The 26529-nt window shown below is 49.3% G+C and carries 28 protein-coding genes and 1 riboswitch; of the genes, 13 read left to right on the forward strand and 15 right to left on the reverse strand.

Annotated features, from left to right (window positions below):
- Positions 1–102 precede the first annotated feature (102 nt).
- Positions 103–1425, reverse strand: coding sequence for a hemolysin family protein (locus Q9R25_RS11495; protein WP_236548961.1), 1323 nt, complete (start codon positions 1423–1425; stop codon positions 103–105).
- A gap of 189 nt (positions 1426–1614) precedes the next feature.
- Between Q9R25_RS11495 and Q9R25_RS11500 the strand changes: the two genes are divergently transcribed.
- Positions 1615–2412, forward strand: coding sequence for a glucose 1-dehydrogenase (locus Q9R25_RS11500; RefSeq protein WP_214691328.1), 798 nt, complete (start codon positions 1615–1617; stop codon positions 2410–2412).
- Between the two features lie 33 nt (positions 2413–2445).
- Here Q9R25_RS11500 and Q9R25_RS11505 read toward each other — a convergent pair whose 3' ends face one another.
- Entirely contained in the window at positions 2446–4401 is a 1956-nt protein-coding gene (locus Q9R25_RS11505; RefSeq protein WP_311283187.1) for an ATP-binding protein, read from the reverse strand.
- A gap of 189 nt (positions 4402–4590) precedes the next feature.
- On the opposite strand from Q9R25_RS11505, the gene Q9R25_RS11510 reads away from it, so the two are divergent.
- Both Q9R25_RS11510 and Q9R25_RS11515 read left to right on the forward strand, forming a co-directional pair.
- Positions 4591–4911 (forward strand): PadR family transcriptional regulator, encoded by a 321-nt coding sequence (locus Q9R25_RS11510; protein ID WP_311283188.1) that lies wholly within the window; start codon positions 4591–4593, stop codon positions 4909–4911.
- Positions 4908–5939, forward strand: coding sequence for a DUF4097 family beta strand repeat-containing protein (locus tag Q9R25_RS11515; protein ID WP_311283189.1), 1032 nt, complete (start codon positions 4908–4910; stop codon positions 5937–5939). Before Q9R25_RS11510 ends, Q9R25_RS11515 begins: the two co-directional genes overlap by 4 nt.
- A gap of 36 nt (positions 5940–5975) precedes the next feature.
- On the opposite strand, the gene Q9R25_RS11520 is transcribed toward Q9R25_RS11515, so the two are convergent.
- From Q9R25_RS11520 to Q9R25_RS11535, 4 genes are all read right to left on the reverse strand, one after another.
- The gene (locus Q9R25_RS11520; RefSeq protein WP_311283190.1) at positions 5976–6668 is read right to left on the reverse strand and encodes a LutC/YkgG family protein; all 693 of its coding nucleotides are present in this window, start codon (positions 6666–6668) and stop codon (positions 5976–5978) included.
- Positions 6668–8068, reverse strand: a complete 1401-nt coding sequence (locus Q9R25_RS11525) for a LutB/LldF family L-lactate oxidation iron-sulfur protein (RefSeq protein ID WP_078147885.1) — start codon at positions 8066–8068, stop codon at positions 6668–6670. The genes Q9R25_RS11520 and Q9R25_RS11525 overlap by 1 nt, the downstream gene beginning before the upstream one ends.
- Positions 8069–8070: 2 nt before the next feature.
- Positions 8071–8808, reverse strand: a complete 738-nt coding sequence (locus Q9R25_RS11530) for a (Fe-S)-binding protein (RefSeq protein WP_311283191.1) — start codon at positions 8806–8808, stop codon at positions 8071–8073.
- A 228-nt stretch (positions 8809–9036) separates the two neighbouring features.
- The gene (locus tag Q9R25_RS11535) at positions 9037–10320 is read right to left on the reverse strand and encodes an NCS2 family permease (RefSeq protein ID WP_311283221.1); all 1284 of its coding nucleotides are present in this window, start codon (positions 10318–10320) and stop codon (positions 9037–9039) included.
- Positions 10321–10565: 245 nt separating this feature from the next.
- Between Q9R25_RS11535 and Q9R25_RS11540 the strand changes: the two genes are divergently transcribed.
- From Q9R25_RS11540 to Q9R25_RS11560, 5 genes are all read left to right on the forward strand, one after another.
- Positions 10566–10799, forward strand: coding sequence for a hypothetical protein (locus Q9R25_RS11540; RefSeq protein WP_196430320.1), 234 nt, complete (start codon positions 10566–10568; stop codon positions 10797–10799).
- A gap of 10 nt (positions 10800–10809) precedes the next feature.
- The gene (locus Q9R25_RS11545; protein WP_311283192.1) at positions 10810–11769 is read left to right on the forward strand and encodes a LacI family DNA-binding transcriptional regulator; all 960 of its coding nucleotides are present in this window, start codon (positions 10810–10812) and stop codon (positions 11767–11769) included.
- Positions 11770–11836: 67 nt separating this feature from the next.
- Positions 11837–12118, forward strand: coding sequence for a HesB/YadR/YfhF family protein (locus Q9R25_RS11550; RefSeq protein ID WP_159563320.1), 282 nt, complete (start codon positions 11837–11839; stop codon positions 12116–12118).
- A 97-nt stretch (positions 12119–12215) separates the two neighbouring features.
- Complete coding sequence (locus Q9R25_RS11555) at positions 12216–12350, forward strand: hypothetical protein (RefSeq protein WP_015880450.1); 135 nt, start codon at positions 12216–12218, stop codon at positions 12348–12350.
- A 95-nt stretch (positions 12351–12445) separates the two neighbouring features.
- Positions 12446–13375 (forward strand): manganese-dependent inorganic pyrophosphatase, encoded by a 930-nt coding sequence (locus tag Q9R25_RS11560; protein WP_074034988.1) that lies wholly within the window; start codon positions 12446–12448, stop codon positions 13373–13375.
- Positions 13376–13429: 54 nt separating this feature from the next.
- Here the strand turns inward: Q9R25_RS11560 and Q9R25_RS11565 are convergent, their stop codons facing one another.
- The 7 genes from Q9R25_RS11565 to Q9R25_RS11595 all read right to left on the reverse strand — a co-directional run bounded on the left by Q9R25_RS11565 (position 13430) and on the right by Q9R25_RS11595 (position 19942).
- On the reverse strand, positions 13430–13861 hold the full coding sequence (locus Q9R25_RS11565) for a GNAT family N-acetyltransferase (protein ID WP_215244274.1): 432 nt from the start codon (positions 13859–13861) through the stop codon (positions 13430–13432).
- 18 nt (positions 13862–13879) lie between these two features.
- Entirely contained in the window at positions 13880–14671 is a 792-nt protein-coding gene (locus Q9R25_RS11570; protein ID WP_159563323.1) for an ABC transporter permease, read from the reverse strand.
- Entirely contained in the window at positions 14668–15462 is a 795-nt protein-coding gene (locus Q9R25_RS11575) for an ABC transporter permease (protein ID WP_196430324.1), read from the reverse strand. Before Q9R25_RS11575 ends, Q9R25_RS11570 begins: the two co-directional genes overlap by 4 nt.
- Positions 15459–16469 carry an ABC transporter ATP-binding protein gene (locus Q9R25_RS11580; protein ID WP_215244275.1) on the reverse strand — a complete coding sequence of 337 codons (1011 nt, stop codon included), beginning with the start codon at positions 16467–16469 and terminating at the stop codon, positions 15459–15461. The genes Q9R25_RS11575 and Q9R25_RS11580 overlap by 4 nt, the downstream gene beginning before the upstream one ends.
- Positions 16470–16580: 111 nt before the next feature.
- Positions 16581–17699 carry a DUF418 domain-containing protein gene (locus Q9R25_RS11585; protein ID WP_215244276.1) on the reverse strand — a complete coding sequence of 373 codons (1119 nt, stop codon included), beginning with the start codon at positions 17697–17699 and terminating at the stop codon, positions 16581–16583.
- A gap of 20 nt (positions 17700–17719) precedes the next feature.
- Complete coding sequence (locus Q9R25_RS11590; protein ID WP_311283193.1) at positions 17720–19273, reverse strand: ABC-F family ATP-binding cassette domain-containing protein; 1554 nt, start codon at positions 19271–19273, stop codon at positions 17720–17722.
- 60 nt (positions 19274–19333) lie between these two features.
- Positions 19334–19942, reverse strand: coding sequence for an NAD(P)-dependent oxidoreductase (locus Q9R25_RS11595; RefSeq protein ID WP_074034983.1), 609 nt, complete (start codon positions 19940–19942; stop codon positions 19334–19336).
- 126 nt (positions 19943–20068) lie between these two features.
- Positions 20069–20170, forward strand: a riboswitch (purine riboswitch).
- Positions 20171–20246: 76 nt separating this feature from the next.
- Between Q9R25_RS11595 and Q9R25_RS11600 the strand changes: the two genes are divergently transcribed.
- Genes Q9R25_RS11600 through Q9R25_RS11615 form a run of 4 tightly spaced genes read left to right on the forward strand, consistent with a single transcriptional unit; the run spans position 20247 to position 23200 of the window.
- The gene (locus Q9R25_RS11600; protein WP_074034982.1) at positions 20247–20828 is read left to right on the forward strand and encodes a xanthine phosphoribosyltransferase; all 582 of its coding nucleotides are present in this window, start codon (positions 20247–20249) and stop codon (positions 20826–20828) included.
- A complete protein-coding gene (locus Q9R25_RS11605; protein WP_196430329.1) occupies positions 20825–22129 on the forward strand; it encodes a nucleobase:cation symporter-2 family protein in 1305 nt (434 codons plus the stop codon). The genes Q9R25_RS11600 and Q9R25_RS11605 overlap by 4 nt, the downstream gene beginning before the upstream one ends.
- Positions 22130–22163: 34 nt before the next feature.
- The gene (locus Q9R25_RS11610) at positions 22164–22811 is read left to right on the forward strand and encodes an NAD(P)H-binding protein (RefSeq protein ID WP_074034980.1); all 648 of its coding nucleotides are present in this window, start codon (positions 22164–22166) and stop codon (positions 22809–22811) included.
- The gene (locus tag Q9R25_RS11615) at positions 22808–23200 is read left to right on the forward strand and encodes an RDD family protein (protein WP_074034978.1); all 393 of its coding nucleotides are present in this window, start codon (positions 22808–22810) and stop codon (positions 23198–23200) included. Before Q9R25_RS11610 ends, Q9R25_RS11615 begins: the two co-directional genes overlap by 4 nt.
- 21 nt (positions 23201–23221) lie before the next feature.
- Here Q9R25_RS11615 and Q9R25_RS11620 read toward each other — a convergent pair whose 3' ends face one another.
- Complete coding sequence (locus Q9R25_RS11620) at positions 23222–24487, reverse strand: purine/pyrimidine permease (RefSeq protein WP_214691322.1); 1266 nt, start codon at positions 24485–24487, stop codon at positions 23222–23224.
- 73 nt (positions 24488–24560) lie between these two features.
- Here Q9R25_RS11620 and Q9R25_RS11625 point away from each other — a divergent pair, with 73 nt between their 5' ends.
- Complete coding sequence (locus Q9R25_RS11625) at positions 24561–25265, forward strand: alpha/beta hydrolase (RefSeq protein WP_074034976.1); 705 nt, start codon at positions 24561–24563, stop codon at positions 25263–25265.
- A 35-nt stretch (positions 25266–25300) separates the two neighbouring features.
- Here the strand turns inward: Q9R25_RS11625 and Q9R25_RS11630 are convergent, their stop codons facing one another.
- Positions 25301–26479: an MFS transporter gene (locus Q9R25_RS11630; RefSeq protein ID WP_311283195.1), complete on the reverse strand. Its 1179-nt coding sequence runs from the start codon at positions 26477–26479 to the stop codon at positions 25301–25303.
- Positions 26480–26529 lie beyond the last annotated feature (50 nt).

Consider the following 26529-nt stretch of genomic DNA (forward strand, 5'->3'; position numbering starts at 1 on the left):
ATATGTGCAGTATATCACGGGAAGAGGCGAAAATATAGCGACAGTTCGGTGCAAACGTGAAAAACCCTTCTCCATATTTCGGAGAAGGGTTTAAAGAAAGCATCATTCAGATAATGGTTCTTCCTCTTCGTGAGAGGCGAGAATCAAGTCGACAAAGACGATGCGGTGGTTATCGACTTCACTGACAATCAGTTCATGGTTGCCAGGTAAAAGGAAGCGCTCGCCTGTTCGGGCATTCGCTTTTTGTGATAAAACGAATCCACCGACCGTATCGACGTCATCTTCGATTTCGATGCCGAACCGCTCTTCGAGTTCTTGCGTTAAAACGAGTCCCGAAAGGCGATAATGTTTCGGAGCGACTTCTGTAATTTCAGCCTGTTCGTCTCGATCGAACTCGTCTCGGATCTCGCCGACGATTTCTTCTAAAATGTCTTCAATCGTCAACAGTCCTGCCGTCCCGCCGTACTCATCGATGACGAGACACATCATCGTCTGCGCGTTTTGCATTTTCACCATCGCTTCTTGAAGTGGCGTGAACTCGGTGACGAGCGGCAATTGATGAATGAACGACTCGAACGGTGCATCATTTTTTGAAAGTTGAGCAGTGAAGAGCTGTTTCGCATTCACAAATCCGAGAACGTCATCGCGATCGCCATCTCGTGTGACGGGATAGCGTGTATACTGATGCTCTTCGACAACGGCGATGATTTCTTCAATCGTATCTTCTTCATCGATTGTCACCATGTTCATTCGTGGGACCATGGCATCTTTGGCGATCCGTTCGTCAAAGGAGAAGATATTTTGTACATAAGCCAACTCGTTTTCATTGATCTCACCGCTACGGAAACTTTCCGTCATGATGATTTTCAGTTCTTCTTCCGAGTGTGCCGTTTCTTGCGCTGTCGTCTGTACCCCGAATAAGCGAAGTGTGATTCGAGCCATACTGTTCAAGGCCCGAATAAACGGATAGAAAATTTTTGTGAAGACGTAGAGCGGACGTGCGACGAGGAGCGTCAGTTTTTCCGCTTCATGAACTGCAAGTGTCTTTGGCACGAGTTCACCGATGACGACATGGACGAACGCAATCAATAAGAAGGCAATCAAAAACGACAAGAATGTCACGAGAGAAGGCGATATGTTCAATTGTTCGACCAGAGTGTGGATATACGCTTCGATTTGATCGGCACCAATCCATCCAAGGCCGAGTGCAGAAAGCGTGATTCCGAACTGAGAGGCAGAAAGGGAGTCGTCGATATTCTCGATGACTTTTTTCGCGCTGACCGCTCTCTTATTTCCTTCGAGCACGAGCTGGTCGAGTCGAGCGCCACGCACTTTCACAATTGAAAATTCGGCTGCCACAAAAAAGGCAGTCAAAAAGATTAAAAGTGCAACGACGAGTAAGCTGAGTAACATGGGACTGTCCAACAATTCCCCCAAAAATCGGGGAGTCACCTCCATTGAGTATAAGATCAAACGTCTTTCAGGCGTTTCCTGAAAACGAATAGTTTGTTTCAGTATAGTTGATTTGTTTCAAATATTCAAAATGCAGCCAATCATGTTTGATGAAGAGGGGAATGCGGGAACTAAACCCGAGAAGATGAAGGAGGAATTGACATGGCAAACTATCCAGAGTTAAAAGGCAAAGTCGCGGTCATCACGGGCAGCTCGAAGGGGCTCGGTCGTGCCATCGGGGAGCGTTACGCAAAAGAAGGGATGAGCGTTGTCCTGAATTACCGCAACAGTGAAAAAGAGATGGAAGAAGTCATCCGTGGAATCGAGGCAGCTGGCGGGAAGGCTGTCGCCGTGAAAGGAGACGTCGCGGAGGAAGGACTCGCGGAGAAGATGATTGAAAAAGCCATCTCTGAGTTTGGGAAGATGGATATTTTCGTGAATAATGCCGGCGTACAAGTCGAGGCAAAAACACATGAGATGGAGTTTGATAACTGGAAGCAGATTATCGACGTCAACTTGAACGGGACGTTCCTTGGTGTTCGTGCTGCTTTAAAATACTTCGTTGAGCATGAAATCGAAGGGAACATTATCAATATGTCTTCTGTTCACGAAGTCATCCCGCGTCCGGGGTATACACATTACGCAGCCAGCAAGGGTGGCGTGAAAATGTTCACGAAATCCGTCGCGCTTGAGTATGCACCGAACCATATTCGTGTCAATGCAATCGCACCTGGGGCGATTGATACACCAATCAACGAAGAGACGATGAGCGACCCGGAAGAGAAGAAGGGATTAGAAGCGCTCATCCCATCTCACGTCATCGGGAAGCCGGAACAAATCGCAGCCGTTGCCGCTTGGCTCGCGTCGGATGAGTCGTCCTATGTGACGGGGACAACCATCTTTGCGGACGGTGGGCTTTCGCTCTATCCGTCATTTGGTCCAGAGAACAAAGTCCAATAAACAAGAGGGTGCGATGATGCACCCTCTTTTCGTTTAGCTACTCATTTGATTGGTCATATCCGACTTGGGAAGGCTGACAGTGAACATAGAGCCTTTGCCGATGTTTGAGGTAGCGTGAATCGTTCCACCGTGACCTTCAGCGATTTCTTTACAAATCGCGAGACCGAGACCGGTCCCTCCGATTTTTCGACTGGCGGAATTGTCGACGCGATAAAACTTGTCAAACAATTTTGGTAGCGCGGTTTGGGGAATCCCGATACCGTGATCTTCAATTGAAATGTCAATCCAATCCGGTCGTTCACATGTGACACGGACATGGATTTCGCCACCCCGAGGCGAATACTTCACAGCGTTGTGCAGTAGGTTCATGAAGAGTTGATTGAGTCGCGTCCGGTCTCCGTATACATAGACGTCTTCCGTGCAATCAAACGTGATGTGATGATGTTGGCTTGAGCCTTGATGCACCGAGATCGCTTGCTCAAGAATAGCGGACAGACGCTCTGGTTCGTTATGGTACGTCTGTTGTCCAGACTCCATCCGTTGTACATCGAGCAAGTTCGAAATCAAGTCTTCAAGACGCAATGTCTCTTGATGAATCATTCCTAAATATTTTTCGGAACGTTCAGATGAAAGCTTTCGGAAACGAAGGAGTTCAGTGAATCCAATGATACTTGTGAGCGGAGTCCGGAGTTCGTGAGAGACGGTCGAAACGAGTTCGGTTTTCAGACGGTCGACTTCGGTCTCGTGCGTCACGTCACGGAAAACGAGCATCGTTCCATGACGTGTTCCTCGCAAGTAAATCTTCTCCGCATACATTTGAATGAAGCGCTCTTCCTGATTCATCGAGAACGTGACGCTCTCTTCTTTACACTGTCCATCGAATGAACGTTCCATGAACGCGAAAAAGGCATCCTTTTGGTCGACCTGCAGTCCGAGCTCCTCAAGGCTAGCGTCTAAACGGTATAAATCGACTTCATTTCGCTGCGTAATCGGTTGATTGAATAAGACGAACAACGCTTGGTTTGCTACTTTCTCACTTGTTGCGTGTTCGACATAGATGACGGCATCGCGAATCGAGTGAAGGAGGCGAGCTGTCTTCTCACGCTCCTCTTCAATCCGATAGCGTTGTGCCGTGAGAGATGTAGCCATTTGCCGGAATGATGTTGTCAATTGCCCGACTTCATTTTTAGATTGGGCGGCCGCCGGTGTCATCGGCTGTCGCTCTCCGGCAAGGCGCTTGCTGTTTTCAATCAACTCTTGCAGTTGACCAGTTAAGCGTCTCACATATGGACGGGCGACGATAAAGAGAATGAAGAGGACACCGAGTAAAGAGAGGAGCCAAAAGGCCTGTGCCCACTTTGTATGGGTCGCAAGCTGAGCACGGAGCGCATCCTCTTCTGCGTTCAGTGAGTTCCGGTATTCCGTGAAGACGCTCTCCATATCGACGATGCTCGCACTCATATCTGCGGCACTTTTTGAATTGATTTTGAATTTACGATCTGCCGGTGGCTCTTGTTGTGGATTCACTTTCCCGAGCGTCGGCATCTTTAAGAAGGGTTCGGTTACACTACCGTCCCGTTTTCCTGCTACATAACGTTCGAGGCTCGGCATGACACGTTCTTGATATGCGTCAAAGAGCGTACGAGCATCGCTCGCGTACGTTTTTTCTTTCTCGGTTACGGCATTCTGCTCGAACCAAGTGGTCTGTTCGTCAATCAAAACTTGTTTATCTTGCACACGCTCTAACATCGCGTCGTCTCCAAGGAGGACAAAGCCGCGCATTTCATATTGCATCGACTGCCATGTCTCGAACAATTCGGTCGCATTCGTGCGCCGTTCACTGATGTTCTCGAGCGATGACGTCGTCTGTTCGATTTGGTTTTCCGTATACACATATACGGCAAGCGACGTGAGGAGGATCAGTCCGATGAATAAGTAGAAGACAAATAAAAATTGTCTCCCGATCCGCTGGTCAATCCATGACTTCATAAAGACCGTTCCTTCCTAGAATGATGAACATTCCGACTGTGACTAATATCCTACGAGTGTCGTTCTTTCATTGTACAGATTCGTTTCTTTATATGCCACAAATTGAGAAATCAAGGCAATGACCACTATTAATCATTGAATAGTAGTGAATGATGTGCTATTGTTCAATGTATAGTAGGGGGTGAGATGATGAATCCTCAATTCAAAAAAGGTGTGCTCAACCTGTGCGTGTTAGCACTCGTCGCGGAACAAGACCGCTATGGGTATGAGCTCGTTCAGGCGATCTCGGCTAAAGTGGCGATTTCAGAAGGTGCGGTCTATCCGTTGTTGCGTCGACTGACGACAGAGGGTTATTTCACAACATATTTAATGGAATCCGGAGAAGGCCCTCCACGGAAGTACTATCAGATTACGGAGCAAGGGCGAACACACTTAGTTGAACTGCGAACGGAATGGGATGTATTCACGAACGGTGTTAATGACTTAATCCGAGGGGGAGACGACAGATGAATGAAGAACAGTACTTGTCAGAGCTCGAACAGCTATTGATGGACGTGAAGGTGAAAGATCGGCTCGATATATTAAGGGATGTGTCTGAATATTTCACAAGCGGTCGATTAGAAGGAAGAAGTGACGAAGAAATGGCACGTGAGTTAGGGGAACCGAGCGTACTCGCATCAGAATTACTCGCCTCTGTCGACGTTGAAGAATCGATCTCGACACGACCAGCTGCGGTTTTCAAAAGCTCGGCGGTAGCCTTCCAAAGCGTTCTTATTCAAGTACAGAATGCGCAGGTGTTCGTCACCCCATCACGAGATGGGTACGCTTATGCGACGCTTGAAACGGAGACCGATCATGGGGTCGTGATGGATATCGTGGGGGACACCCTAGAGATACGGATTGAATCCGAACGTCGTTTTGGTCTTTCGGACCTGTTTTCATGGTTTGGGTCAAAGGCACCTGTACTTCGGGTTGAATTGCCACATCACGCCTATCATCAGATTCAGTTGAAGAATCGTCATGGTTCGAGTGATGTACAAGATCTCCAAGCGGAACGGTTCCACGTGGAGAGCGAGAACGGTCGAATCGTCGCACATCACATTCAAGCACGTCATGGTGTCCTGCGCACATCGAACGGAAAAGTGCTCGCATCAAGCTGTCACGGTCACGATTGGGAGCTTCATTCCTCAAACGGTCGTGTCGAAGCGAAACATTCTCAGCTCGAGCGGATCAACATCCATTCCTCGAACGGTCGAATCGATGTCGATCACGTCACGGGAGCGGTCGATGCCAAAACTTCTAATGGACGGATAGACTGTTCCGTACAAGCGATTCAAGCACCGATTCGCTTGAAGACGAACAATGGGAAGATTGACTTACATGTCGATGAACGTCCGGAAGATGTGACGATTCGTGCGAAGTCACGAAACGGGAAAGTTGATGTGTTTGGAGAGCGGTCGAAAGAGTGCGTATTTGGAGACGGATCGATTGAAGTGAAATTAACGAGCTCAAATGGGAGCGTCACCGTATCAGGATGAATATAGCCCCTCCATCGATCGATGGAGGGGCTATACTTATAAATCATGTACCAACACATAGGCGACTCGAACAGGACCATGAACGCCGACGATGAGGTTCATCTCGATGTCGGCCGAGTTCGAGGGACCAGAGATGAAATTGACACCGTTCGGGGAATGGAGACCGTCTCGGTCGAGTGTGGCAAGTTGTTGTGCCGTTTGCGTCATACGTGGGACAAGGACAGATTTCGGGATGATTGCAATATGGTCTTGCGGTAACAGACTGATTGTCCGTGATCTACCAGGCTTCGCATATTGGACGATTGTCGCACTTTCCGCAAATGCCGCATCCGCAATCGTGATTCCAATGTCCGCTCGAATGGCCAGCTCTCGACTCGCTTGGGGTTGTGACGAATCCCACCAATCAAACGTCTCACTTGTTGCAGGTGCCCAAGCGGAAATTCGCTCATCGTTTTCTGCGAGAATCCGTGCGCCATGATAGCGTTCAATCAAGAGGCGAAGCGTATCATCAAGCTTCGCAGAGTCACATTCCACCAAATCGGTATGGATTCGGGTCGCGACCATGCGGAACGTCTCGAGCAGCTCTTCTTCACTCGCGCCTTTCAACATCTCATCTTGCGGACGATGTGTATATTCCCGTTTTGGCGGCGTGAGCTTGACCTCACGACCGAGTTGCTTGGCGATTCGTTGTAGAAAGTCCTCACGGTTTGTGATTGTACCAGGATTCATCAGGCATTCCCCCGTTTCTTGAACCAATCTCGGACGGTCTGTTTGTTCGGCTGCGGCAAGTCTTTCGAGTCCGTCCAAGCCGGTAGCCCTTTCTCAATCTGACCCGAGGTGGCGAACGGTGATGTCGCAAACGGTGCGACATGTTCCGCTGCTTCGAATAAGAATGGACTCGAAGCGGTGACGGCAAATCCTTTCATCGCAATCCGCTCCACGAAAGGTGATTGCTTTTTCTCCTCTACGATGACGCGTCGATGTTCAATCAACAGCTCATGCAGCGGAATCTTTACAGGACACGCCTCCGTACAGGCGCCACAGAGACTCGACGCATAGGGGAGTTCTTTATAGTTCTCGTATCCGTCAAGAAGCGGAGCCAAGACGGCACCAATCGGACCTGGATAGATTGACCCGTACGCGTGACCACCGATATGGCGATAGACGGGACAGACGTTGATACAGGCCGCGCAGCGGATGCATTGCAACACCGATTGGAACTGTGTCCCGAGAATACCAGAACGCTTGTTGTCGACGATGACAAGATGGAACTCTTCTGGTCCATCGACTTCACCGACCGCGCGCGTCCCGGCAAATGTCGTGATGTATGACGTGAGTCGCTGACCGACCGCGCTTCGACAAAGCATGTTGACGAGCACCTCGAACTCTTCATAAGACGGGACGACGCGTTCCATGCCCATGACAGAGATGACCGTATCAGGAAGCGACGTCACCATGCGTCCGTTCCCTTCATTGGTCACAAGCCCGACGGCTCCACTCTCTGCGATGGCGAAATTACAGCCGGTGATGCCGACTTCTGCCTTCAAAAAGTCTTTGCGCAGTTCTTGACGCGCATAACGACCGAGTTCAGTCGGATCGTTTGAACCGGTATAGCCGTGAGCAGTGAACGTCTCATGGACAGCGTCGCGGTCTTTATGCAGAGCCGGGGCGACGATGTGAGACGGTGGGTCTTCGTCGAGTTGCAAAATCCATTCCCCAAGATCGGACTCGACGACGGTACATCCTTCTTCCTGAAGTGCCTCGTTCAAGCCGATTTCTTCCGTGACCATCGATTTCGATTTCACGACATGTTTGGCTTGTTTCGACCGGACGACTTCTCGGATGTAGCGGTTCGCTTCTTCCGGTGTCTCCGCGAAAAAGACGCTTCCACCACGTTTTGAGACATTCTCGCTCAATTGATATAAGTAATAGTCCAGATGTTCCAGCACATGTTGACGAATTTCTTCCGAATGGTCGCGAAACGCTTCCCAGTCCCCGAGTTCACCTGCAGCATTCAACCGGCCATCCCGTAGACGGTTTTGAGCCGAACTGACGGCCTGCCGCATGAACGCATCTTCGATTCCATCTTTTCGTCGATCTTGAAACTTCTCATCCAATCGAATCCCCATGCTCATGCTTGCTTCACTCCTTCGTTCAAGACTTCGGCAATATGCATCACTTTAATCGAATGTCCCTGTTTATGAAGACGTCCGCCGATGTTCATCAGACATGACGCATCTGCTCCAATCAACACCTCTGCGCCTGACTGTAAGATGGAATCGACTTTTTCATCTACCATTTGTACCGACACGTCTGGCATCTTGACGGAGAACGTCCCACCGAACCCGCAACAGTTATGTACGTTCGCGAGGGGGACCATCGTCAGTCCATCGACGTTTCCGAGCAACTTTCCGGGAGCTGCTTCGATTCCGAGGAGGCGGGTCATGTGACAAGACGCATGATAGGTCGCTTTGGCGGGAAACTTGGCACCGACATCAGTGACTTCGAGCACATCGACGATGAATTGCGTCAGTTCGAACGTTTTGGCGGCGTGCGCTTTAGCGCGAGGACCCCATACTGGATCATCTTGGAACAAATGCGGATAGTCACGCATCATCATGACACATGACCCTGATGGTCCGACGATATATTCTGCATCTGCCTGTTCGAACGTTTCAATCATGTGCTTGGCAATTTTTTTTGTCTCCTCATGATAGCCGCTGTTGTAGGCGGGTTGCCCACAGCACGTCTGTTCAAAAGGGAACGTCACCTCGCATCCTAAATGTTCGAGTAATTCGACTGTCGCTTGTCCGACGGATGGAAACAACGTATCAGATAGACAAGTGACGAATAAAGCTACATTCGGCATAGCCATTCCTTCTTTCTTCTGATGATAGCGATTTCAACGTCATTATTTCATAAAGCGTAGGAAAGTGACAGAAAAATGGGGAGAAAAACTGATTTATTTGTAAAATCCTGTCTAATTGATAACGTATCTCACTGAACCGATATTCATCTCGTTTCTGATATAAAACAGCTAAGGAGAACGTATAACAGAAAAAGATCCTCGATACATGACGAGGATCTTCTGTCTAACTTATAGGAAGAACATTTCCAAGATGAAGAGTACGCCGAACAAGTAGATGAGCGGGTGAACCGTCTCTTTGTTCATTGCTTTGAAGATCGGGTACAAGATGAACCCGAATGCGATGCCGCGTTCGATGCTTCCTGACAAAGGCATGATCAAAATCGTCATGAACGCCGGGAAGTATTCGCTGAAGTCGCTCCAGTCGATGTACCGGACGTTCGTCAACATGAGTGCCCCGACGATGATGAGTGCAGGAGCCGTAATCGCCGCAACGCCAGAGATGGCACCGATAAGTGGGCTGAAGAAGAGTGTCAATCCGAACAATCCGGCGACGACGGCTGTTGTGAGCCCTGTACGTCCACCTTGCGCGACACCGGCAGCAGACTCGATGTATGCCGTAGACGGGCTTGTTCCGACGAGTGATCCACCCATTGTGGCAAGTGAATCGGCAAAGAGTGCACGGTGACCATTCTCAATTGTTCCATCCTCTTTTAAGAGACCTGCCTGTTTTCCGACACCTACAAGCGTACCTGTCGTATCAAAAAGCGTGACGAGGAAGAACGAGAGGACAGCACCGAACAAACCGTATTGAATGACATCACTAAATGCCGTCACGGGGTTGACCATGAGTCCCTCGGGAAGCGTCGGCATCGCCATGACACCATCGATTTTTAAGATGTCCATGAAGTATGCTGCAATCCCAGTGAGTACCATCCCGATGAGTAAAGAACCGGGTACGTTTCGTGAAAAGAGAAGTGCCGAGACGATCAAACCACCGAGTACAAGTAGTACTTCTGGAGAAGACACGTCACCGAGACGCACCAAGTTTGCTTCATCAGCAACGATCAAACCTGATAGTTTTAATCCGAGTGAAGCGATGAAAAGACCGATTCCGGTCGTGATGGCATGCTTCAACGAAGTCGGAATCGCTTGAATCAACTTCGTCCGAATTGGAGAGAGCGACAAGATTAAAAAGAAGACGGACGAGACGAAGACGACGCCGAGTGCGGCGGACGGGGCAATCTGTTCTTGAGCGACGAGCGTGTAAGCGAAGAATGCGTTGAGCCCCATTCCTGGCGCCACAGCGATTGGTAAGTTCGCATAAAACGCCATCAAGCCTGTCCCGATGAGGATGGCAATGATTGTCGCTGTGAATGCTTGTGCGAACGGAATCCCTGCGTCAGATAGAATCGCTGGGTTGACGACAGAGATGTACGCCATCGTCACGAACGTTGTGATTCCAGCAGTCACTTCCTGTTTAACATTCGTACCATGTTGTTTCAATTGAAAAATATTCATCGATATAACTCCTTATTTCGGTCTATTTCCGAACATTAATTGAGGAAAATGCTTAAATTAACGTTATCAACTTGATGACTATACAAAAATGTTTGATTCCCGTCAATTGTTTTGAGTAAAAAACATGAAAAATGAAAGTTGAAGACAAATAATGTTCGGAAATAAACTTTTTTAAAAAAGATGCTTGCTCTGAAACGCGTTTCAGAAGATACGGTATAGACAAAGGGAGGGGAACCGATATGAAACCGACAACGTGGAAGGCATGGTGCAGTGGAATCGTATACGAGCTCGTCATCAATCAGTTGTATACACCGTTTGGGAAAATGTTGTGTACTCGTTTCCGTGAAGAGTTTCTTCACTTGCCGTTAGAAGAGCGCTTCCGTCTCGTTCAGGCGATCCGTTGTCAAGTCGTCGAAAGAGGTGACAGTCAGCAAGCAGAGTGGGTACACTATATGCAAAGACTGACAAGTTGAGGTGAGATGAATGGCAAACATTCGAGATATCGCAAAGCACGCTGACGTTTCGGTGACGACGGTCTCACGCGTCCTGAACGAGCATCCGTACGTATCGAAAGAAAAACGGACCCGTGTTCATGAAGCGATGAAAGAGCTCGGGTATTTGCGGAATCAACAGGCGTTAACGTTGTCGACAGGGAAGACGCAACGAATTGTCGTGATCCTACCTTATATGGATCACCCGTATTACGGTCTCTTCGTCAATGGACTCGCCAAGGCGGCGCTCGAGCACGATTACCGGCTCGTCATGTGGCAGACGGAGTATAAATTGAGCGAGGAACGACAAGCACTCAATTTATTGAAGCATCGTGAAGTCGATGGGGCGATTGTCTTGTCTCACGAGATGTCCTTTAAGGAAATGGAGGCATACCGCGCGTACGGGCCAATCGCTGTGGCGACCGTCGGTGCACCGGAGACGATTTCGTCCATCCATGTCGATCATTACGCGTCGTTCGTATCAGGTATTCATGTCTTGAAGGAACATGGATATGAAGAGATTGGAATCATCTTGTCAAGAAGCCATAGTCCGAGCTCCCTTGCGCGTCAGCAAGCCTATTTCGATGAAGTAGAGCATGCGCGTCAGCAATGGATTTGGACCGGCTATTTGACGAGTGAGGACGGCATTCGGTTAGCTGAAGCGTTCCTCTCTCAAAAAGAGCGTCCTCGAGCGCTCTTTTTCTCGTCTGATTATGTCGCCCTCGGATTTTTAGGGGAGATGCAACGGCGAGACATCAAGATTCCTCAGGAAGTCGCCATGCTAGGCTTTGACGGACATCCGATCGGTCATGCATTCGGACTGTCGACGATGCTCTCACCGAATGAAGAAATCGGGCGACGCTTATTTGAAACGACGCTCGCTGAGATGAGCGGTGCTCAACCGGAAACGCATGGCATGACGGTGAGCTATCAAGTTGGCACAACACTTTAGGCAACTTCCTCGCTCGACTCTTTTGAAACGTTTAGAATGAAAGGAGTAGTCGAGAGGAGGAGATGTTATGAAGATTCAAGTAACAGAAGAAGCGCTCCAATGGTTCAAACAAGAGATGGAAGTTGAAGCAGGTCAAACGGTTCGTTTGTTTGCAAAATATGGGGGTTCGACAGACTTGACGCACGGTTTTTCTGTCGGGGTCATCACAGAAGATGTGAACAATGCTGCTGTTGAGACAGAGGCAGATGGGATTCGCTTCGTTGTGGCAGAACAAGACGAATGGTTATTCCAAGGACAAGACGTGAAGGTCGAGCTCCGCGGAGAAGAAATCGTCTTCGTGCAGGCCTGACGTTTCAGTTTGTTTACGTTTGATGAAATGTCGTTTGACGAAATCGAGCTAGGGGAACAGATTACGACAAGTCGGATTTTCGAAAGGATGACACCATATGTCAGACAAAGAAAAGCGTGAACAAGAAGAAAAAGAAAAGTTGAAGCGAGATCAGCCGGACATCTCCCATGAAGAAGATTCAAAAGGAGATCATTCTGACCTCGAAGAGACAGATGAAGATGAACAAGCATAAGAGCCGAGACACGGCTCTTTTTGTTTGGGAATTGAAAGAAATGCCGTGGGCGTTATAATGGATAAGGGAAAACTATTTAGTGAGGAGAATGAGACATGAGTACAGTACTAGTCTTTGGACATAAAAATCCAGATACCGACACAATCACGTCAGCGCTCGCCTATGCCGAGTTGAAAAAGAAATTAGGGATGGACGCAGAGGCGGTTCGTCTCGGTGAAGTGAACGGTGAAACACAATATGCGCTCGATCACTTCCGTGTGAAAGCACCACGCTTGATTGAAAGTGTGAAAGGTGAGGCGGAAGAAGTCATCTTGGTCGACCATAACGAGTTCCAGCAAAGTGCGGATGGCATTGAAGATGTGCGAATCCTTGAAGTCATCGACCACCACCGTATCGCAAACTTCCAAACGGCAGACCCGCTCTACTATCGTGCGGAGCCAGTCGGGTGTACGGCAACGATTTTGTTGAAGTTGTATAAAGAGCATGGTGTCGAAATTGCTGCGGATATGGCCGGCTTGATGCTGTCAGCCATCATCTCGGATTCGCTTCTCTTCAAATCACCGACATGCACAGATGAAGACATCAAAGCAGCGAAAGAACTTGCGGAGATCGCTGGCGTCGATGCGGAAGTATACGGACTTGAGATGCTCAAAGCCGGTGCGGACCTTAGCCAAAAAACGATTGAAGAGCTCATCTCACTCGATGCGAAAGAATTCGCGATGGGCGACTATCGTGTCGAAATCGCACAAGTGAACACGGTCGATGCGAACGATGTCTTGAACCGGAAAGCGGAAGTTGAAGCCGCAATCGCCAAAACGGTTGCAGCGAAAAACTTGGACTTGTTCGTATTCGCCATCACGAACATTTTGACGAACGATTCGGAAGCCGTCGTTGTCGGACCAAAACCAGAACTCTTCGAACAAGCGTTCAACGTGACGCTTCAAAACGGATTGGCGACACTTCCTGGCGTCGTCTCGCGTAAGAAGCAAATCGTGCCATTCCTAACTGAAGCGGCAACAAAATAAAAACTCGAAGCCGTGGCCTCGAGCGGGACTGCAGACGTTAATACGTCTGCAGTTTTAATTTTGATTGAGAAGAGTCTTTTTCAAATAGTATTGCTGATGATTGGCTGTCGGATGGTGCTCAATCACTCCAAAAATTTCATACCCGAGCTTGGTATAAAAATCAGGTGCCTGAAAACTGAACGTATCGAGTTGAATGAGACGGCATCGATGCTCGATAGCCAATTGTTCGATACGCGTCATCAATTGCGTGCCATATCCTTTTCCTCGAAGCTGTTCATCCACCCACAAGAAATGAATGTGCATCGTGTACCAAAACACCGTTCCGGTAACGCCCCCGACAATCTGATTGAAGTCATCTCGAACGATGAAACTCACATGCTCGACGGGGTGCTTCACCTCATCGGGTAATTGCGATGCGTTATATTCAATCAGGCGCTGTCGAATATAGTCGTTGTCTTCCTGATCCCACTGTTGAACGATCTTCATCTACTCACCCTTCCTTCATTAAGATCCTGTACTTGCGAATGCACGCAGTCCATACAACCAAAACCGATAGGCGATGACGAGTGAGAGCATAGCGACGAGCGGGGTCGCCAATGCAAACATGGTGAACCCACGTCCTTCAAAGAAATACATCGCCGGATAAAATGCCGTGAAGCCAAATGGAATGATATACGTTAAGACGAACATGATGACTTTCGAATAGATGGTCATCGGATAGCGTGCAAAATCACTCAAGCTGAAGACCGCGAATACGACCGGTAGACTATCAATCATCCAAAACGAGAATGTCGCAAAGAATAGGTTCACCGCGATATAAATCATTCCGCTCGCGAGAACCATGACGAGTAGGACTAGAATATCCATCATACTCCATGTCATTCCTAGCTCATTCGAGGCGAGCCAGAGCACACTCCCACCAATCAAGAGTTGACCAAACCCATCTTGTTGAACCCGTTCGGCGACGATTTGGAACAATGGGTTTACGGGACGCATCAGAATGCGGTCCAAGTTCCCCGTGCGAATATATTGCCAACCAATCGTCCAAAGGTTATCAAAAAAGATATGATGAACAGCTCGGCCTAAAAACGCGATTCCGTAAATGAACAAAATCTCATAAAATCCCCATCCGTTCAGCGACTCGATATGTCGAAAGACGATGGATAAAAAGAAGAGGGCGGCAAATTGTTGACCGAAGACTGACAAGACGCCAATCAAGAAATCCATTCGATATTCCATCATTACTTTGAAATGATTTTTGGCATAGAGCCAATATAGTTTTGCGTATCGTTTCATCCACCAAACACCGTCACTTTCCGAACCGCATATGCGAATAAGAGTCGTACAAATAGAAAGAATGCCCCGACCCATGCGAGTTGAATCAGAATCGACGGCCATATACCAGATGCTTGGATGTCACCTGTATATATGGCGACAGGTACATAGACAAGAGAAGCGAACGGTAAATATAAGCTGATCGTCTGGAACCAGTCAGGAAAGAGTGTCAGCGGAATGATTGCCCCGGACATAATCGTAATGACCGCCTCCTGTAAGACAGAAAGTCCCCATACGTTCACCGTATAAAAGGAAAGCACACCGACGAGTAAATCGATCAGTGTCGCAAGAAGGATTGCGAGTACGACGCTGATCGAGAAGGCGAACGCACTCTCAAGTGAGGTCGGTGGGTCAACCCCGATAAACAGCATGGCGATAACGAGAAGTGGTAGCGTCGACCGAAAAAAGGTCGACGTTTTTGTCCCGATATCTTGCGCGAGTAACTTATCCAGTAAATGATACGGTCGAAGCAGTTCGACGGCGACTCCGCCATGTTTAATGAGATGCGCGAGTTCGCGTCCGGCCCCTCCCCGGAATTGATCGAGCATCGTCGCGAGGACCGCATACGTCAACATCATCGAGAGCGAGATACCTGACACGTCAGTCTTATTCTCATAGACGGCCTGCCAAAAGAAATATAAGATGAACAGTCGCATCGTCACCGAGAACATACTCGCCCAGTACCAGGCTGTGTAAGCCATATCGACTTTGATTTGCGAGGAGGCGAGCGCTACATATTTTTTAAGCCTCATGCACTCACCTCTGGCTGATACAGATTTCGAATCAATGTCTCCATTTTTGGCACGACAACGGATAAATCTTTCACTTGATTGCAGTTCACGATTTCACGGATCAGTTGTCCACTTGAAATCTCATGATGGTTGAATGCTAATTGAATCGTATCTGTTTCTCGATCAGAGGTGAGTTCCGTGACGAGTCCTGTCACCGACGGCGGGACGGTGAATGATGTCCCTTCGTCGAGTGTGATTTCAAGGGTGCGTTCATTGTTGAACGTCTGTTTGAGCGTTTCGATACGATCGTCATAAATGATGCGTCCCTCGTCTAGAACGATTACCCGGTCACAGACTTCCTCGATATCCTGCATGTCGTGCGTCGTCAAAATGACTGTTGTCCCCCAGGCATCGCTGATTTCGCGAATAAACGCCCGAATCGTCTCTTTGATGTCAATATCGAGACCAATCGTCGGCTCATCCAAATACACGACACGAGGTCGGTGTAAGAAGGCGGCTGCGAGCTCACAACGCATTTTTTGTCCTAGTGATAATTGGCGGACTGGCACATCGAGAAGCGGTTCAAGTTGGAGACGTGCAATGAACCAAGCGACGGTCTCCTCGAACTCTGCGCGCGGCACTTCATAGATTTCTCGAAGCAGGTCGAACGACTCACGGACGGGAATATCCCAAAACAATTGGGTCCGTTGGCCGAAGACCGCCCCGATTTGTCGAGCATTTTGAATCCGGTCCTCATGCGGATCGATTCCAAAGATGCGGACGGAACCGGCATCGGGACGAAGGACACCGGCGAGCATTTTGATGGTTGTCGATTTTCCGGCACCGTTAAAGCCGATATATCCAACGCGTTCGCCTGGAGCGATAGACAAGTCAATTCCTTTCACGGCTTCTTTGGTGCGATACTTTCTTGAAAACAAAGCTTTGATGGCGCCTTTTAATCCGGCATCTCGTTCTAAAATTTGATAGTGTTTCACAAGGTCGCGGACCTCGATAGCTGACTGTGACATACGTTCCTCCTTAATCGTGCAAGCGTTTTCCTTCATCAGAATAGCATGTGAATCTGGGATTTCCTACCTGTATAAAAAAAGACCGGACAATGAAGTCCGATCTTAAGAAGATTACGTTTGTCGTCCGTATGTTCCGAGACGCCATAGTTTCTCAAACGGTCCATAACGGTGATTCTTCAGCCACCACATCGAGAAGAACGATTGCACAATCAAAATGGCGATGCTGAGGAACAAGCCTTCGGTTAAAGAAAGCGCCCCGTACGCCCCGAGTGCGATCACTGGCAAGACAATGATCAACGTATGTGTCAGATAGTTCGTGAGTGCCATTCGACCGAGTGCTTGAAGCGGGGCGAACGTCCGACCTTTTCGAACGGCGATGGTGAATAGGCAGACGTATGTTGTAGCGAGCAGTTTTCCGGAGACGAGAACGGCAACAAGGTTCACCCAGTAATAGGCCTCGCCTTGACCATAATGATGCCAAATGATAACCCCGAAAAATGGCAAGGTGAAGAGGGCACAAATGATCGCAGTACGAGTCAATCCTTGAATCGACCATGTGAGCAGCTTCCGTTCCCGTCCAATATAAAGACCGAACAAGAATAAGCTAAGAATCTCAATACCCACAAGAAGTGAATTCGACATGGCGGCGAATATTTCAATTTGTAGACGGTAGTCGAACCAAATGCCGAATCCCATATTATATGGTGTTGGGAATGGAGCGCCGCTATTGAAGTCACCGCCATTTGCCCATTCCACAAGCGCAGATGATCCATAAAATAAGAGGAAACTTCCAATCAATAAACTCCACGCCCACGCTAGAATGGCGCGGTTACTCAATCCGTAAAAGAGGGGAAGCAATAAGCCCCACATGGCGTACGTATGGAGGATATCCCCTGACCAAATCGCCAGGTGTGCCAGACCGAACAAGAAGAGAATCAAAATCCGGCGTATGTAACGACTGACCGATTCGCCACGAGCGTAAGAACGCTCGAGGAAAATCGAAAAGCCGATCCCGAATAAGAGGGAGAAAATCGTATAAAACTTCGTCTGCACGAACAAATCGAAGAGTGTTCGGACGAACAGGTCGCTCCCGTAATAGTCGGGACGACCGAACATCCAGTCGCTCCCGAGCATGCTCGGGATATTGACGAGGAAAATGCCGCAGAGGGCAAACCCTCGGATAATGTCATACAAAATAATCCGTTCATTCGTTTGAATTGGGCCAGCCATACGACACGTCCTTTACTGAATTAGAATACTTTCGTCGTCCATGATTCACAGTTCCAGACATCTGTGACGATATCCTCATAGAATTCTGGTTCGTGACTGATGAGGAGGACGCTTCCTTTGTACTCCTTCAACGCACGCTTCAACTCTTCCTTCGCGTCGACGTCCAAGTGGTTCGTTGGCTCATCGAGTAAGAGCAAGTTCGTTTCGTTGTTTAAGAGTTTGCAAAGACGTACTTTCGCCTTTTCCCCACCACTGAGGACAGAGATTTTACTTTCAATGTGCTTCGTCATGAGACCACATTTCGCGAGCATCGCGCGCACCTGTTGTTGGTTGAGTGACGGGAATTCGCTCCAAATCTCTTCGATACACGTGTTATTGCTTGATGCTGCTTCCTGCTCGAAGTAACCCATTTCGAGGAACTCACCACGTTCGACTGTCCCTTCAAGCGGGTTGATCAAGCCGAGCAAACTCTTCAAGAGCGTCGTCTTCCCGATTCCGTTCGCTCCGACGAGGGCAATCTTTTGACCGCGCTCCATCTGAAGGTCGAGCGGACGTGAGAGTGGCTCATCGTATCCGATGACGAGACCTTTCGCATCAAAGATGAGGCGTCCCGATGTACGTGCCTGCAAGAAGCGGAATTCTGGTTTTGGACGTTCCGCGCTCAATTCGATGACATCCATCTTATCGAGTTTCTTCTGACGTGACATTGCCATATTTCGTGTCGACACACGGGCCTTGTTTCGTGCAACAAAGTCTTTCAAATCCGCGATCTCGGCCTGTTGACGCTTGTAGGCGGCTTCAAGTTGCGAACGCTTCATCTCGTACACTTCCATGAACTTGTCATAGTCTCCGACATAGCGGTTCAACTCTTGGTTTTCCATATGGTAGACCAAGTTGATGACACTATTTAAGAACGGGATATCGTGGGAGATCAAGATGAAGGCATTGTCATAGTTTTGAAGATAGCGTTTCAACCACTCGATATGCACTTCATCCAAATAGTTGGTCGGCTCATCGAGGAGCAAGATATCTGGCTTCTCTAAAAGTAATTTTGCTAGCAATACTTTCGTACGCTGTCCACCTGACAAGTCCGTGACGTCACGGTCGAGACCAACGTCTAAAATACCGAGACCGCGTGCGACTTCTTCTACTTTCGCGTCGATGATATAAAAGTCGTTCGAGTCGAGCGTTTCTTGAAGCTCACCGACCTCTGCGAGCATGTCTTCCATCTGTTCCGGTGTCGCGTCGCCCATCTCCATGTAGAGTTCGCCGATGCGCGTCTCCATGTCAATCAGGTATTGGAAGGCACCTTTCAAGACGTCCCGAATCGTCATCCCGCGCTCAAGTACCGCGTGTTGATCGAGGTAACCGACACGGACGTTTTTCGCCCATTCGATTTTTCCATCATCCGGTTGCAGTTTGCGTGTGATGATGTTCATGAACGTCGATTTTCCTTCACCGTTCGCTCCGACGAGACCGATATGCTCTCCTTTTAAGAGGCGGAAAGAGACATCGTTCAAAATAGCGCGGTCACCAAAGCCGTGGCTCAAGTTTTGTACCGTTAATATACTCATAATTCGTTTTCGTTCCTTTCAAAGTAAACTACCCGATATTGTAGCATGAATTGAATCAAATTAGTACGCCAGTCCGACCGACTCTCGTACGTGTTCCTGTTCTTCAATCGTATGAAGCATGAACTGGGCGACGTCTGCCCGTGAGATGTGCTTCCCGTTCTCTGGCACTTCATCGATGGCCGTGCGATATGTCGAGGTGCGAGGACCGTCCGTCAATTGCATCGGTCGTACAATCGTATAATCGAATGACGAATTTCGCCATAAGTCCACGGCTGCCCGATGATCACGGAGCGGTTTCCGGAGCATGAACGTAATGGCTTTCCCCGCAAGGCCCGGAATCTCATTGTCGATTCCCGCTGAAGCGAGATAGATGATACGTGAAACATTGTTTGCCTTCATCGCAGGGACAAGCTTGTCCGTGACACTCGCTAAAAAGTCTGGGTCGCTCAAATCCGTTCCGAGACAACTGACGACCGCATCGTGACCATGCATCGCTTCCGTCAATGCGTCGACATCATATAAGTCGCCTTCAATGATTTCGAGTTGTGGCGTCCGGATCAACTTTTTCTGTTCACGGACGAACGCGGTGACATCATGACCGTGCTCGATGGCTTGATCGATGAATTGATGTCCGGTCCGACCGGTTGCGCCTAATACGAATAACTTCATAAGGGCAAGGCTCCTCTCTCATATCCAATATCTACAGTATACAGCAGTTTCAGAAAAATCGAACATTTCACCGTTTGATTCCAACCTATTGCATTTCTCGTCAGCTCGTCTACAATAAGGTCTATCTTATATAAATAGATTCGCACTCGTATATCAGCGGAAATATGGTCCGCAAGTCTCTACCGAACTACCGTAAATGGTTCGACTACGGGTGGCGCTTGTCGTATGCTATCGTTGATTTCCATGCGGTTCGTTGCCTCCCGATGAGGGGTGACGAATCGCATTTTTTATTGGAGGGAAAACAATGAAGCAGTTAGAAGACAAAATCCGTGAAGAAGGTCGGGCCCTTTCCGACCAAGTGTTGAAAGTCGACGCTTTCTTGAATCATCAGGTCGACCCGGTACTCATGAAAGGCATCGGCAAAGAATTCGCAGAACGTTTCAAAGACGCTCAAATAGACCGCATCGTCACACTCGAATCGAGTGGGATTGCGCCGGCGATGATGACGGCGCTTGAGATGGGCATCCCGTTCGTATTCGCGCGTAAACGAAAATCGCTGACACTCCAAGACGACCTCGTAGAAGCGGACGTTTATTCGTTCACAAAACAAGAGACGAACCGCATCAGCTTGAGCCGACGCTTCGTCTTACCAGGCGAACGTGTTCTTGTCATCGATGACTTCCTCGCGAATGGGGAAGCGGCACTCGGACTGACACAACTCGTGGAAGCGGCAGGTGCAGAGGTCGCAGGCGTTGGGATTGTCATCGAAAAGTCATTCCAACCAGGGCGCGATAAATTGATCGAGCGTGGCTATCGCGTCGAATCGTTGGCACGCATTGCGAAATTAGAGAAAGACCATATCTCGTTCGTGGAGGTCGTTCGATGAATACGTTCAAGACAGCTAGTCTAGGATTCCAGCATCTACTCGCGATGTACACGGGAGCGGCAATCGTCCCACTCATCGTCGGTGGTGCCATCGGGCTTGGTCCAACCGAGCTCGCCTATCTCGTCGCAATTGATTTATTCATGTGTGGGGTGGCGACGCTACTACAAGTATGGACGACACGCTTCACTGGTGTCGGATTGCCGGTAGTCCTCGGATGTACGTTCACTGCGGTCGGTCCGATGATCGCCATCGGAAGCGCGAACGGGATCACTGCCATTTATGGCGCGTTGATTGCGAGCGGGCTCATTGTCATCCTCATTTCTGGATTTGTCGGGAAACTCGCGCGCTTCTTCCCGCCGGTCGTGCTCGGTTCGGTCGTGACGATCATCGGTCTCTCGCTGATTCCGGTCGCCGTCAATGACATCGGTGGCGGGATGCCCGGTGAACCAGGGTTCGCATCGATGCAGAATCTCGGATTAGGTGGTTTAACGATTCTACTCATTCTCGTCTTGAACCGTGTCGGGACCGTCTTCACGCGTGCTGCTGCCGTCCTCTTTGCCGTATTGGTTGGAACAGGGGTAGCCGCTTCGCTAGGTCTCGTCGATTTCAGTCCTGTTCGTGAAGCAGGATGGTTCCAAATGGTCCAGCCGTTCTACTTCGGGATGCCGACATTCGACCTGTCTGCCATCCTCGTCATGACGCTCGTCGCCATCATCTCGATGATTGAATCGACAGGGGTGTTCTTGGCGCTCAGCGATATCACGAAACAACCAATCGGTGCGAAAGAATTGACGAAAGGGTATCGTGCGGAAGGCGTCGCAACGATTCTTGGAGGGATTTTCAACAGTTTCCCGTACACGACGTTCAGTCAAAACGTTGGACTCGTTCAATTGTCAGGTGTGAAATCGCGTCGCGTCATCTTTTGGACAGGCGGATTGCTCATCTTGCTCGGATTCCTCCCGAAAGTCGCTACGTTCACGACATTGATTCCGAAGCCTGTGCTTGGGGGAGCGATGCTCGTCATGTTCGGAACGGTCGCTGCTTCTGGCATTCGTATCCTCAGTCAAGTCGACTTTTCGAAAAACGAGAACTTGATTACCATTGCGCTCTCAATCGGTGTTGGGCTCGGTATTACCGCCAATCCAGCCATCGTCGCAAACATGCCGGAGTGGCTGCAGTTGTTCACGGACAGTGCTATCGTGGCAGGCTCATTCACGGCGCTCGCATTGAACGGATTTTTCCGTATGATGGACCGATTCCGTCCCGGGACAATCATTGCCGAGGAACGGCAAGTCAGCTAGACTGAAGGAAATAGTAGTCTAGGAGGAGTCACGAATGGGGAAAACTGCACTTGTTGTAGGCGCGACTGGCTTGATTGGCCGCGAATTGGTTGAACAGTTGTTAGAGAGTGACCGTTATGATGCGGTCTGGATCGTTGTCCGTCGCTCGAAGCGTTGGAGTCATCCGAAGTTACATGAGGTCGTCGGTTTCGAGGAGATGGATTCATCCCTTCCACAGATCGACGACGTGTACTGTGCGCTCGGCACAACGATTGCGGTAGCCGGCTCGCAAGAAGCGTTCAAACAAGTTGATTTAGAATTACCACTTGAAGTCGCCCGTGTCGCCAAGGCACATGGTGCGACGCGCTATGCGGTCGTATCGGCACAAGGCGCATCGTTGCGTTCGACTTTCTTTTACAACCGTGTGAAAGGGGAGCTTGAGAACGCGTTACGTATTTTCAACTTCCATCACTTGATTATCGCGCGTCCTTCTCTGTTACTCGGAGAGCGTGATTCATTCCGCTTCGGGGAGAAAGCGGCTGAGGTCATCAGTCGACCGTTCCAGTCAATCTTGCTTGAGAAGACACCGGAAGTCGCACCGATTCAAGCGCTGCATGTCGCTCGTGCCTTGATTATGGCGTCTGAAGAAGGCGAAGGAATCGAAGTGTTGACGTCAGGGATGATGCAGAGGATGAGCCGATGAATCCATTGACAAAAAAGCGAACCAAAGCAGTCATGATTGACAGTGTCATTGCAGGTCTTGTCAGCGTGGGCGTAGAACAGCTCGTGCGAAAGAAAGTAAAGAGCGAGTTTGTGCATGCGGTCATCACACCGACACTACTGACATATGCCATGGAAGCCTGGCAAATGAGTCGAGGTGGACAAACAATCGGTTATAAACTGATGGGACTTGAATTGAAAAACGATGACGAAACGCCTGTCACGGCAAAACAAGCGCTACAACGCGCCCTGCATCGTGATACTTCGTCAGTCGTTCGTTATTGGAAAGACCGTGCGCATTTCGAACAAGAAGAAGGCGCTGTTTTACCGCACGATGCCCGTTACCATATGCATGTACGTGAAAAGAACTGACCGATATGGCCAGTTCTTTTTTCAATCCTTGATTTTACTTAAGATGGCAGTTGTTAAGGCGACAATCGTCCCGAGGACGAGTCCGTTAGAGAAGACGGTCGCAAGAAGCGGTGGTAACTCATTCATTGATCCGGGTGGCAGAAGCATCGCCCCGGCACCGATGACGAGCGGGAGTCCGACCGTGAGAGATGCCGTGGACTGCTTCAATTCAAAGGCCGCCTCATTGATTCCGATGATGATCATCGTTGCAATGAGCGGTGTCACGATTGCATAACCGACAGCGGCCGGGATGCTCGCAATCAACGAGACGAATGGACCGATGAGTGCTAACGACATCATGAGGGCGTGGGCAATCAAATGCGGGGTACGCTGGACGCTCTCCGTCGAAGAGAGAAAACCAGCTGTCCCGGAGATGGCGACAGGACCCGGTGTACCGAACAGACCGGCCACGATTTGACTGACGCCACTGGCGACACCCGATGCGGGAACGTTCCCTTTGATTTCTCGTTTTTCGCGAGAACTGACGATGCGCTCAATCAACTTGATGTTCGCAAGGACGTTCGTCATGAGAAGCAAGGTGATGACGAAAGCCGTTGGCAACAAGTTCCAATCCCATACCCAATTTCCGAACGGAAGAAGTTCCGGTACGAGGAAGAAAGATTCTGAACGAACGATTGGATTTCCAAGGTCGAGTAAATGGAATAAGCCGAACCCGACGAATAGTGTCATGACGAGCCCATATTGTTTAAAGCGACTTTGCTCGAGCGTGAGTGCGAACAAGACGAGACCTGCCGTCGCCACTGCCTGAACGACGTTGATTCCGTCTTCCGTCACCCCAAAGCCACCTTTAATGACGGCCCCTGATAATTGAAGGACGAGCAAAATCATATAGACGCCGAGCACTTGCGGTGTAAACAGGGCGAGCATGCGTCTTAAGATACCAGTGACGGTCAACAACACACCAAGGATTCCACTCAAAAACAGCATGAATCCGAGTGCTTGCAAGGTCTCTTGCTGACTTCCGTATAGAGCGGGACCGATGGAGGCGTATAAAGTGAAGACACCCCACCAAATGCCGGCAGGTCCTTCGAGTATCGGGAGGCGATGGCCGAGCAACGTTTGGATGATGCTGAAGAGTGCGAAGATGAAGAGTGAGCGGGAGATGAAGGTCATCGTCTCATCTGGCGACAGTTCAAACAAGGCGGCGATGGAGAGTGGTGGTACAATATTTGTAGCTAAAATAAAAATAAACCACTGAATCGTCGTGGTTACATTACTTCTGGTCATGGTGTCCCCCTGATCATGCTTTTTCTTATTAGTGTAACGTTATGATGAAGTGGATGCAAACGGAGGCTATATAATGAAGAAATTCTTCAAGTGGGCCGCACTCTCAATCGTAGGATTGCTTGTTGTCGCGGTAGCAGGCTTTTTGATTTGGACGCAGTTCACGTACGGACCAACCGATGAAGCGACACAGTATGCGGAAGAGGGGAAAGTGGTCGACAACCGTCTCGAGTTCGGAGATACGACGAGCGAGATCGGCATCATTCTTTATCCAGGAGCAAAAGTGGAGAAAGAGGCGTATGCGTATTACGGAACACGTTTAGCCGAGGAAGGGTATTTCGTCGCCATTCCGTCGCTTCGTCTCAACTTAGGCATTTTAGATATCGACGCAGCCGATCCAATCATCGAAGCACATCCCGAGATTGAACGTTGGGTCGTGGCCGGTCATTCACTCGGAGGTTCGGCGGCATCGGGTTACGCGCTTGAGCATCAAGAGGCGGTGGAAGGTGTCATTTTCCTCGCATCATATCCGATCAGCTCGATGGTCGATAGTGACTTACGCGTGCTATCTATCTCGGGTGAGTTGGATGGATTAGCTGTCCCAGAAGACATCGAGGCGAGTCGAAGCGACCTTCCTGACGATAGTCAATTCGTACAAATCGAAGGCGGGAATCATGCAAATTTCGGAATGTATGGTCCTCAAAAAGGCGATCAGGAAAGTCCGCTCACATCGAAAGAACAACTCGACGAAGTCCTATCCGCGATTCTCGAATGGTTATAAAAAACGTGCGCACCTGCATCGAGGTGCGCACGTTTTTAACGTTGGTCGAGCGAATAACTGACTGCGGTCAACCCGGCTGTGACGAGGGCGACTAAGCCGCCTACGAGCGCGAGCGTCATGATAGGGCTTGTCGCATAGACGACACCACCGAGAGCGGAACCGAGTCCGATCCCTACGTTACTCGCCACGGGCATGAGTGACGAGGCGAGACCTTTGGCGTTCGGGTTAAATTTCTCCGCCAAGTCGATCAAATAAATCTGTGTCGACGTCGTCAATAAAATCGCCATGAACGACATGAGGGCGATATTGAAGAGACCGAGCGTCATATTCGACGTCGTCACGAACAACGCGGCCAAGACGAACGCTTGGACGAGAAAGACGAATCGTAAGCGTCCGATCGGATTGTGACTAGCAATCTTTCCAGCAGCAATATTACTGAAGATCGAGATGAATCCGTAGGCGAATAAAATCGGACTGACCCAAGCGACCGGTACACCGAGTACATCTTTTAAAATCGGTACGAGATACGTATATACGACATACGTCGCCCCAAAACCGAACGCCGGAATCAAGAAGGCAATCAAGATGCGCGGATTCGTCAGGAGTGCCATTTGTTCACGGAGTGATGCTTTTTCTTGAGACAAATGATTCGGCAAGACACGATAAATGGCAACCCAGGCGACTGCACCGAGTGCGGTCGTTAACCAAAATGTGGATTCCCAGCCTGCTTGTTGTCCGATGAATGTTCCGATTGGAACACCGAACACGTTGGCCATTGTAAAGCCACCAAAAATAAAGGATACGGCTACCCCTCGTTTTGCCGGAGGGACGCTTTCGCTAGCGACGAGCATAGCAAGCGAGATCAACACACCTGTGACGACGGCCGTCAACATGCGTAAGGTGAGTAACCACTCATACATGGGAGCGAGACTGCTCAACAAGTTCAATAAGGTGAAGAGAATCGTCAAACCGAGCATCAATTTGCGTTTTGGAAGATGGCTCGTCAAGGACATCGTGATTGGCGTACCGACGGCAAAGCTGATGGCGAATGCCGATACGAGACTTCCAGCCGTTGCGATGGAAATGGATAGACCGCTTGCGATATCAGGCAAAATGCCGACAATGACAAATTCACTCGTTCCGAGAACGAAGGTTAATAAGGATAGGGATAAAACTAAAGTCCAGTCGCTTCGACTGAGCGAGCTTGTCTTCATGTTCAAACACTTCTTTCTATTTCATTCATTAGTAGTTAGACATCAGTCTT

Origin of the sequence: Exiguobacterium sp. BG5(2022), from assembly GCF_031844365.1 — a bacterium.
Taxonomy (GTDB): Bacteria; Bacillota; Bacilli; order Exiguobacteriales; family Exiguobacteriaceae; genus Exiguobacterium; species Exiguobacterium profundum.

Excerpts from the sequence above, each read along its gene's own strand:
- Q9R25_RS11615 (WP_074034978.1), top strand. The coding sequence starts at position 22,808 with ATGAATCCATTGACAAAAAAGCGAACCAAAGCAGTCATGATTGACAGT.
- Q9R25_RS11570 (WP_159563323.1), bottom strand. The coding sequence starts at position 14,671 with ATGAAACGATACGCAAAACTATATTGGCTCTATGCCAAAAATCATTTC.
- Q9R25_RS11530 (WP_311283191.1), bottom strand. The coding sequence starts at position 8,808 with ATGCCGAATGTAGCTTTATTCGTCACTTGTCTATCTGATACGTTGTTT.
- Q9R25_RS11545 (WP_311283192.1), top strand. The coding sequence starts at position 10,810 with ATGGCAAACATTCGAGATATCGCAAAGCACGCTGACGTTTCGGTGACG.
- Q9R25_RS11630 (WP_311283195.1), bottom strand. The coding sequence starts at position 26,479 with ATGAAGACAAGCTCGCTCAGTCGAAGCGACTGGACTTTAGTTTTATCC.
- Q9R25_RS11500 (WP_214691328.1), top strand. The coding sequence starts at position 1,615 with ATGGCAAACTATCCAGAGTTAAAAGGCAAAGTCGCGGTCATCACGGGC.
- Q9R25_RS11540 (WP_196430320.1), top strand. The coding sequence starts at position 10,566 with ATGAAACCGACAACGTGGAAGGCATGGTGCAGTGGAATCGTATACGAG.
- Q9R25_RS11605 (WP_196430329.1), top strand. The coding sequence starts at position 20,825 with ATGAATACGTTCAAGACAGCTAGTCTAGGATTCCAGCATCTACTCGCG.
- Q9R25_RS11595 (WP_074034983.1), bottom strand. The coding sequence starts at position 19,942 with ATGAAGTTATTCGTATTAGGCGCAACCGGTCGGACCGGACATCAATTC.
- Q9R25_RS11565 (WP_215244274.1), bottom strand. The coding sequence starts at position 13,861 with ATGAAGATCGTTCAACAGTGGGATCAGGAAGACAACGACTATATTCGA.
- Q9R25_RS11585 (WP_215244276.1), bottom strand. The coding sequence starts at position 17,699 with ATGGCTGGCCCAATTCAAACGAATGAACGGATTATTTTGTATGACATT.
- Q9R25_RS11505 (WP_311283187.1), bottom strand. The coding sequence starts at position 4,401 with ATGAAGTCATGGATTGACCAGCGGATCGGGAGACAATTTTTATTTGTC.
- Q9R25_RS11510 (WP_311283188.1), top strand. The coding sequence starts at position 4,591 with ATGAATCCTCAATTCAAAAAAGGTGTGCTCAACCTGTGCGTGTTAGCA.
- Q9R25_RS11525 (WP_078147885.1), bottom strand. The coding sequence starts at position 8,068 with ATGGGGATTCGATTGGATGAGAAGTTTCAAGATCGACGAAAAGATGGA.
- Q9R25_RS11580 (WP_215244275.1), bottom strand. The coding sequence starts at position 16,469 with ATGTCACAGTCAGCTATCGAGGTCCGCGACCTTGTGAAACACTATCAA.
- Q9R25_RS11600 (WP_074034982.1), top strand. The coding sequence starts at position 20,247 with ATGAAGCAGTTAGAAGACAAAATCCGTGAAGAAGGTCGGGCCCTTTCC.
- Q9R25_RS11515 (WP_311283189.1), top strand. The coding sequence starts at position 4,908 with ATGAATGAAGAACAGTACTTGTCAGAGCTCGAACAGCTATTGATGGAC.
- Q9R25_RS11555 (WP_015880450.1), top strand. The coding sequence starts at position 12,216 with ATGTCAGACAAAGAAAAGCGTGAACAAGAAGAAAAAGAAAAGTTGAAG.
- Q9R25_RS11625 (WP_074034976.1), top strand. The coding sequence starts at position 24,561 with ATGAAGAAATTCTTCAAGTGGGCCGCACTCTCAATCGTAGGATTGCTT.
- Q9R25_RS11560 (WP_074034988.1), top strand. The coding sequence starts at position 12,446 with ATGAGTACAGTACTAGTCTTTGGACATAAAAATCCAGATACCGACACA.
- Q9R25_RS11520 (WP_311283190.1), bottom strand. The coding sequence starts at position 6,668 with ATGAATCCTGGTACAATCACAAACCGTGAGGACTTTCTACAACGAATC.
- Q9R25_RS11575 (WP_196430324.1), bottom strand. The coding sequence starts at position 15,462 with ATGAGGCTTAAAAAATATGTAGCGCTCGCCTCCTCGCAAATCAAAGTC.
- Q9R25_RS11610 (WP_074034980.1), top strand. The coding sequence starts at position 22,164 with ATGGGGAAAACTGCACTTGTTGTAGGCGCGACTGGCTTGATTGGCCGC.
- Q9R25_RS11550 (WP_159563320.1), top strand. The coding sequence starts at position 11,837 with ATGAAGATTCAAGTAACAGAAGAAGCGCTCCAATGGTTCAAACAAGAG.
- Q9R25_RS11620 (WP_214691322.1), bottom strand. The coding sequence starts at position 24,487 with ATGACCAGAAGTAATGTAACCACGACGATTCAGTGGTTTATTTTTATT.
- Q9R25_RS11590 (WP_311283193.1), bottom strand. The coding sequence starts at position 19,273 with ATGAGTATATTAACGGTACAAAACTTGAGCCACGGCTTTGGTGACCGC.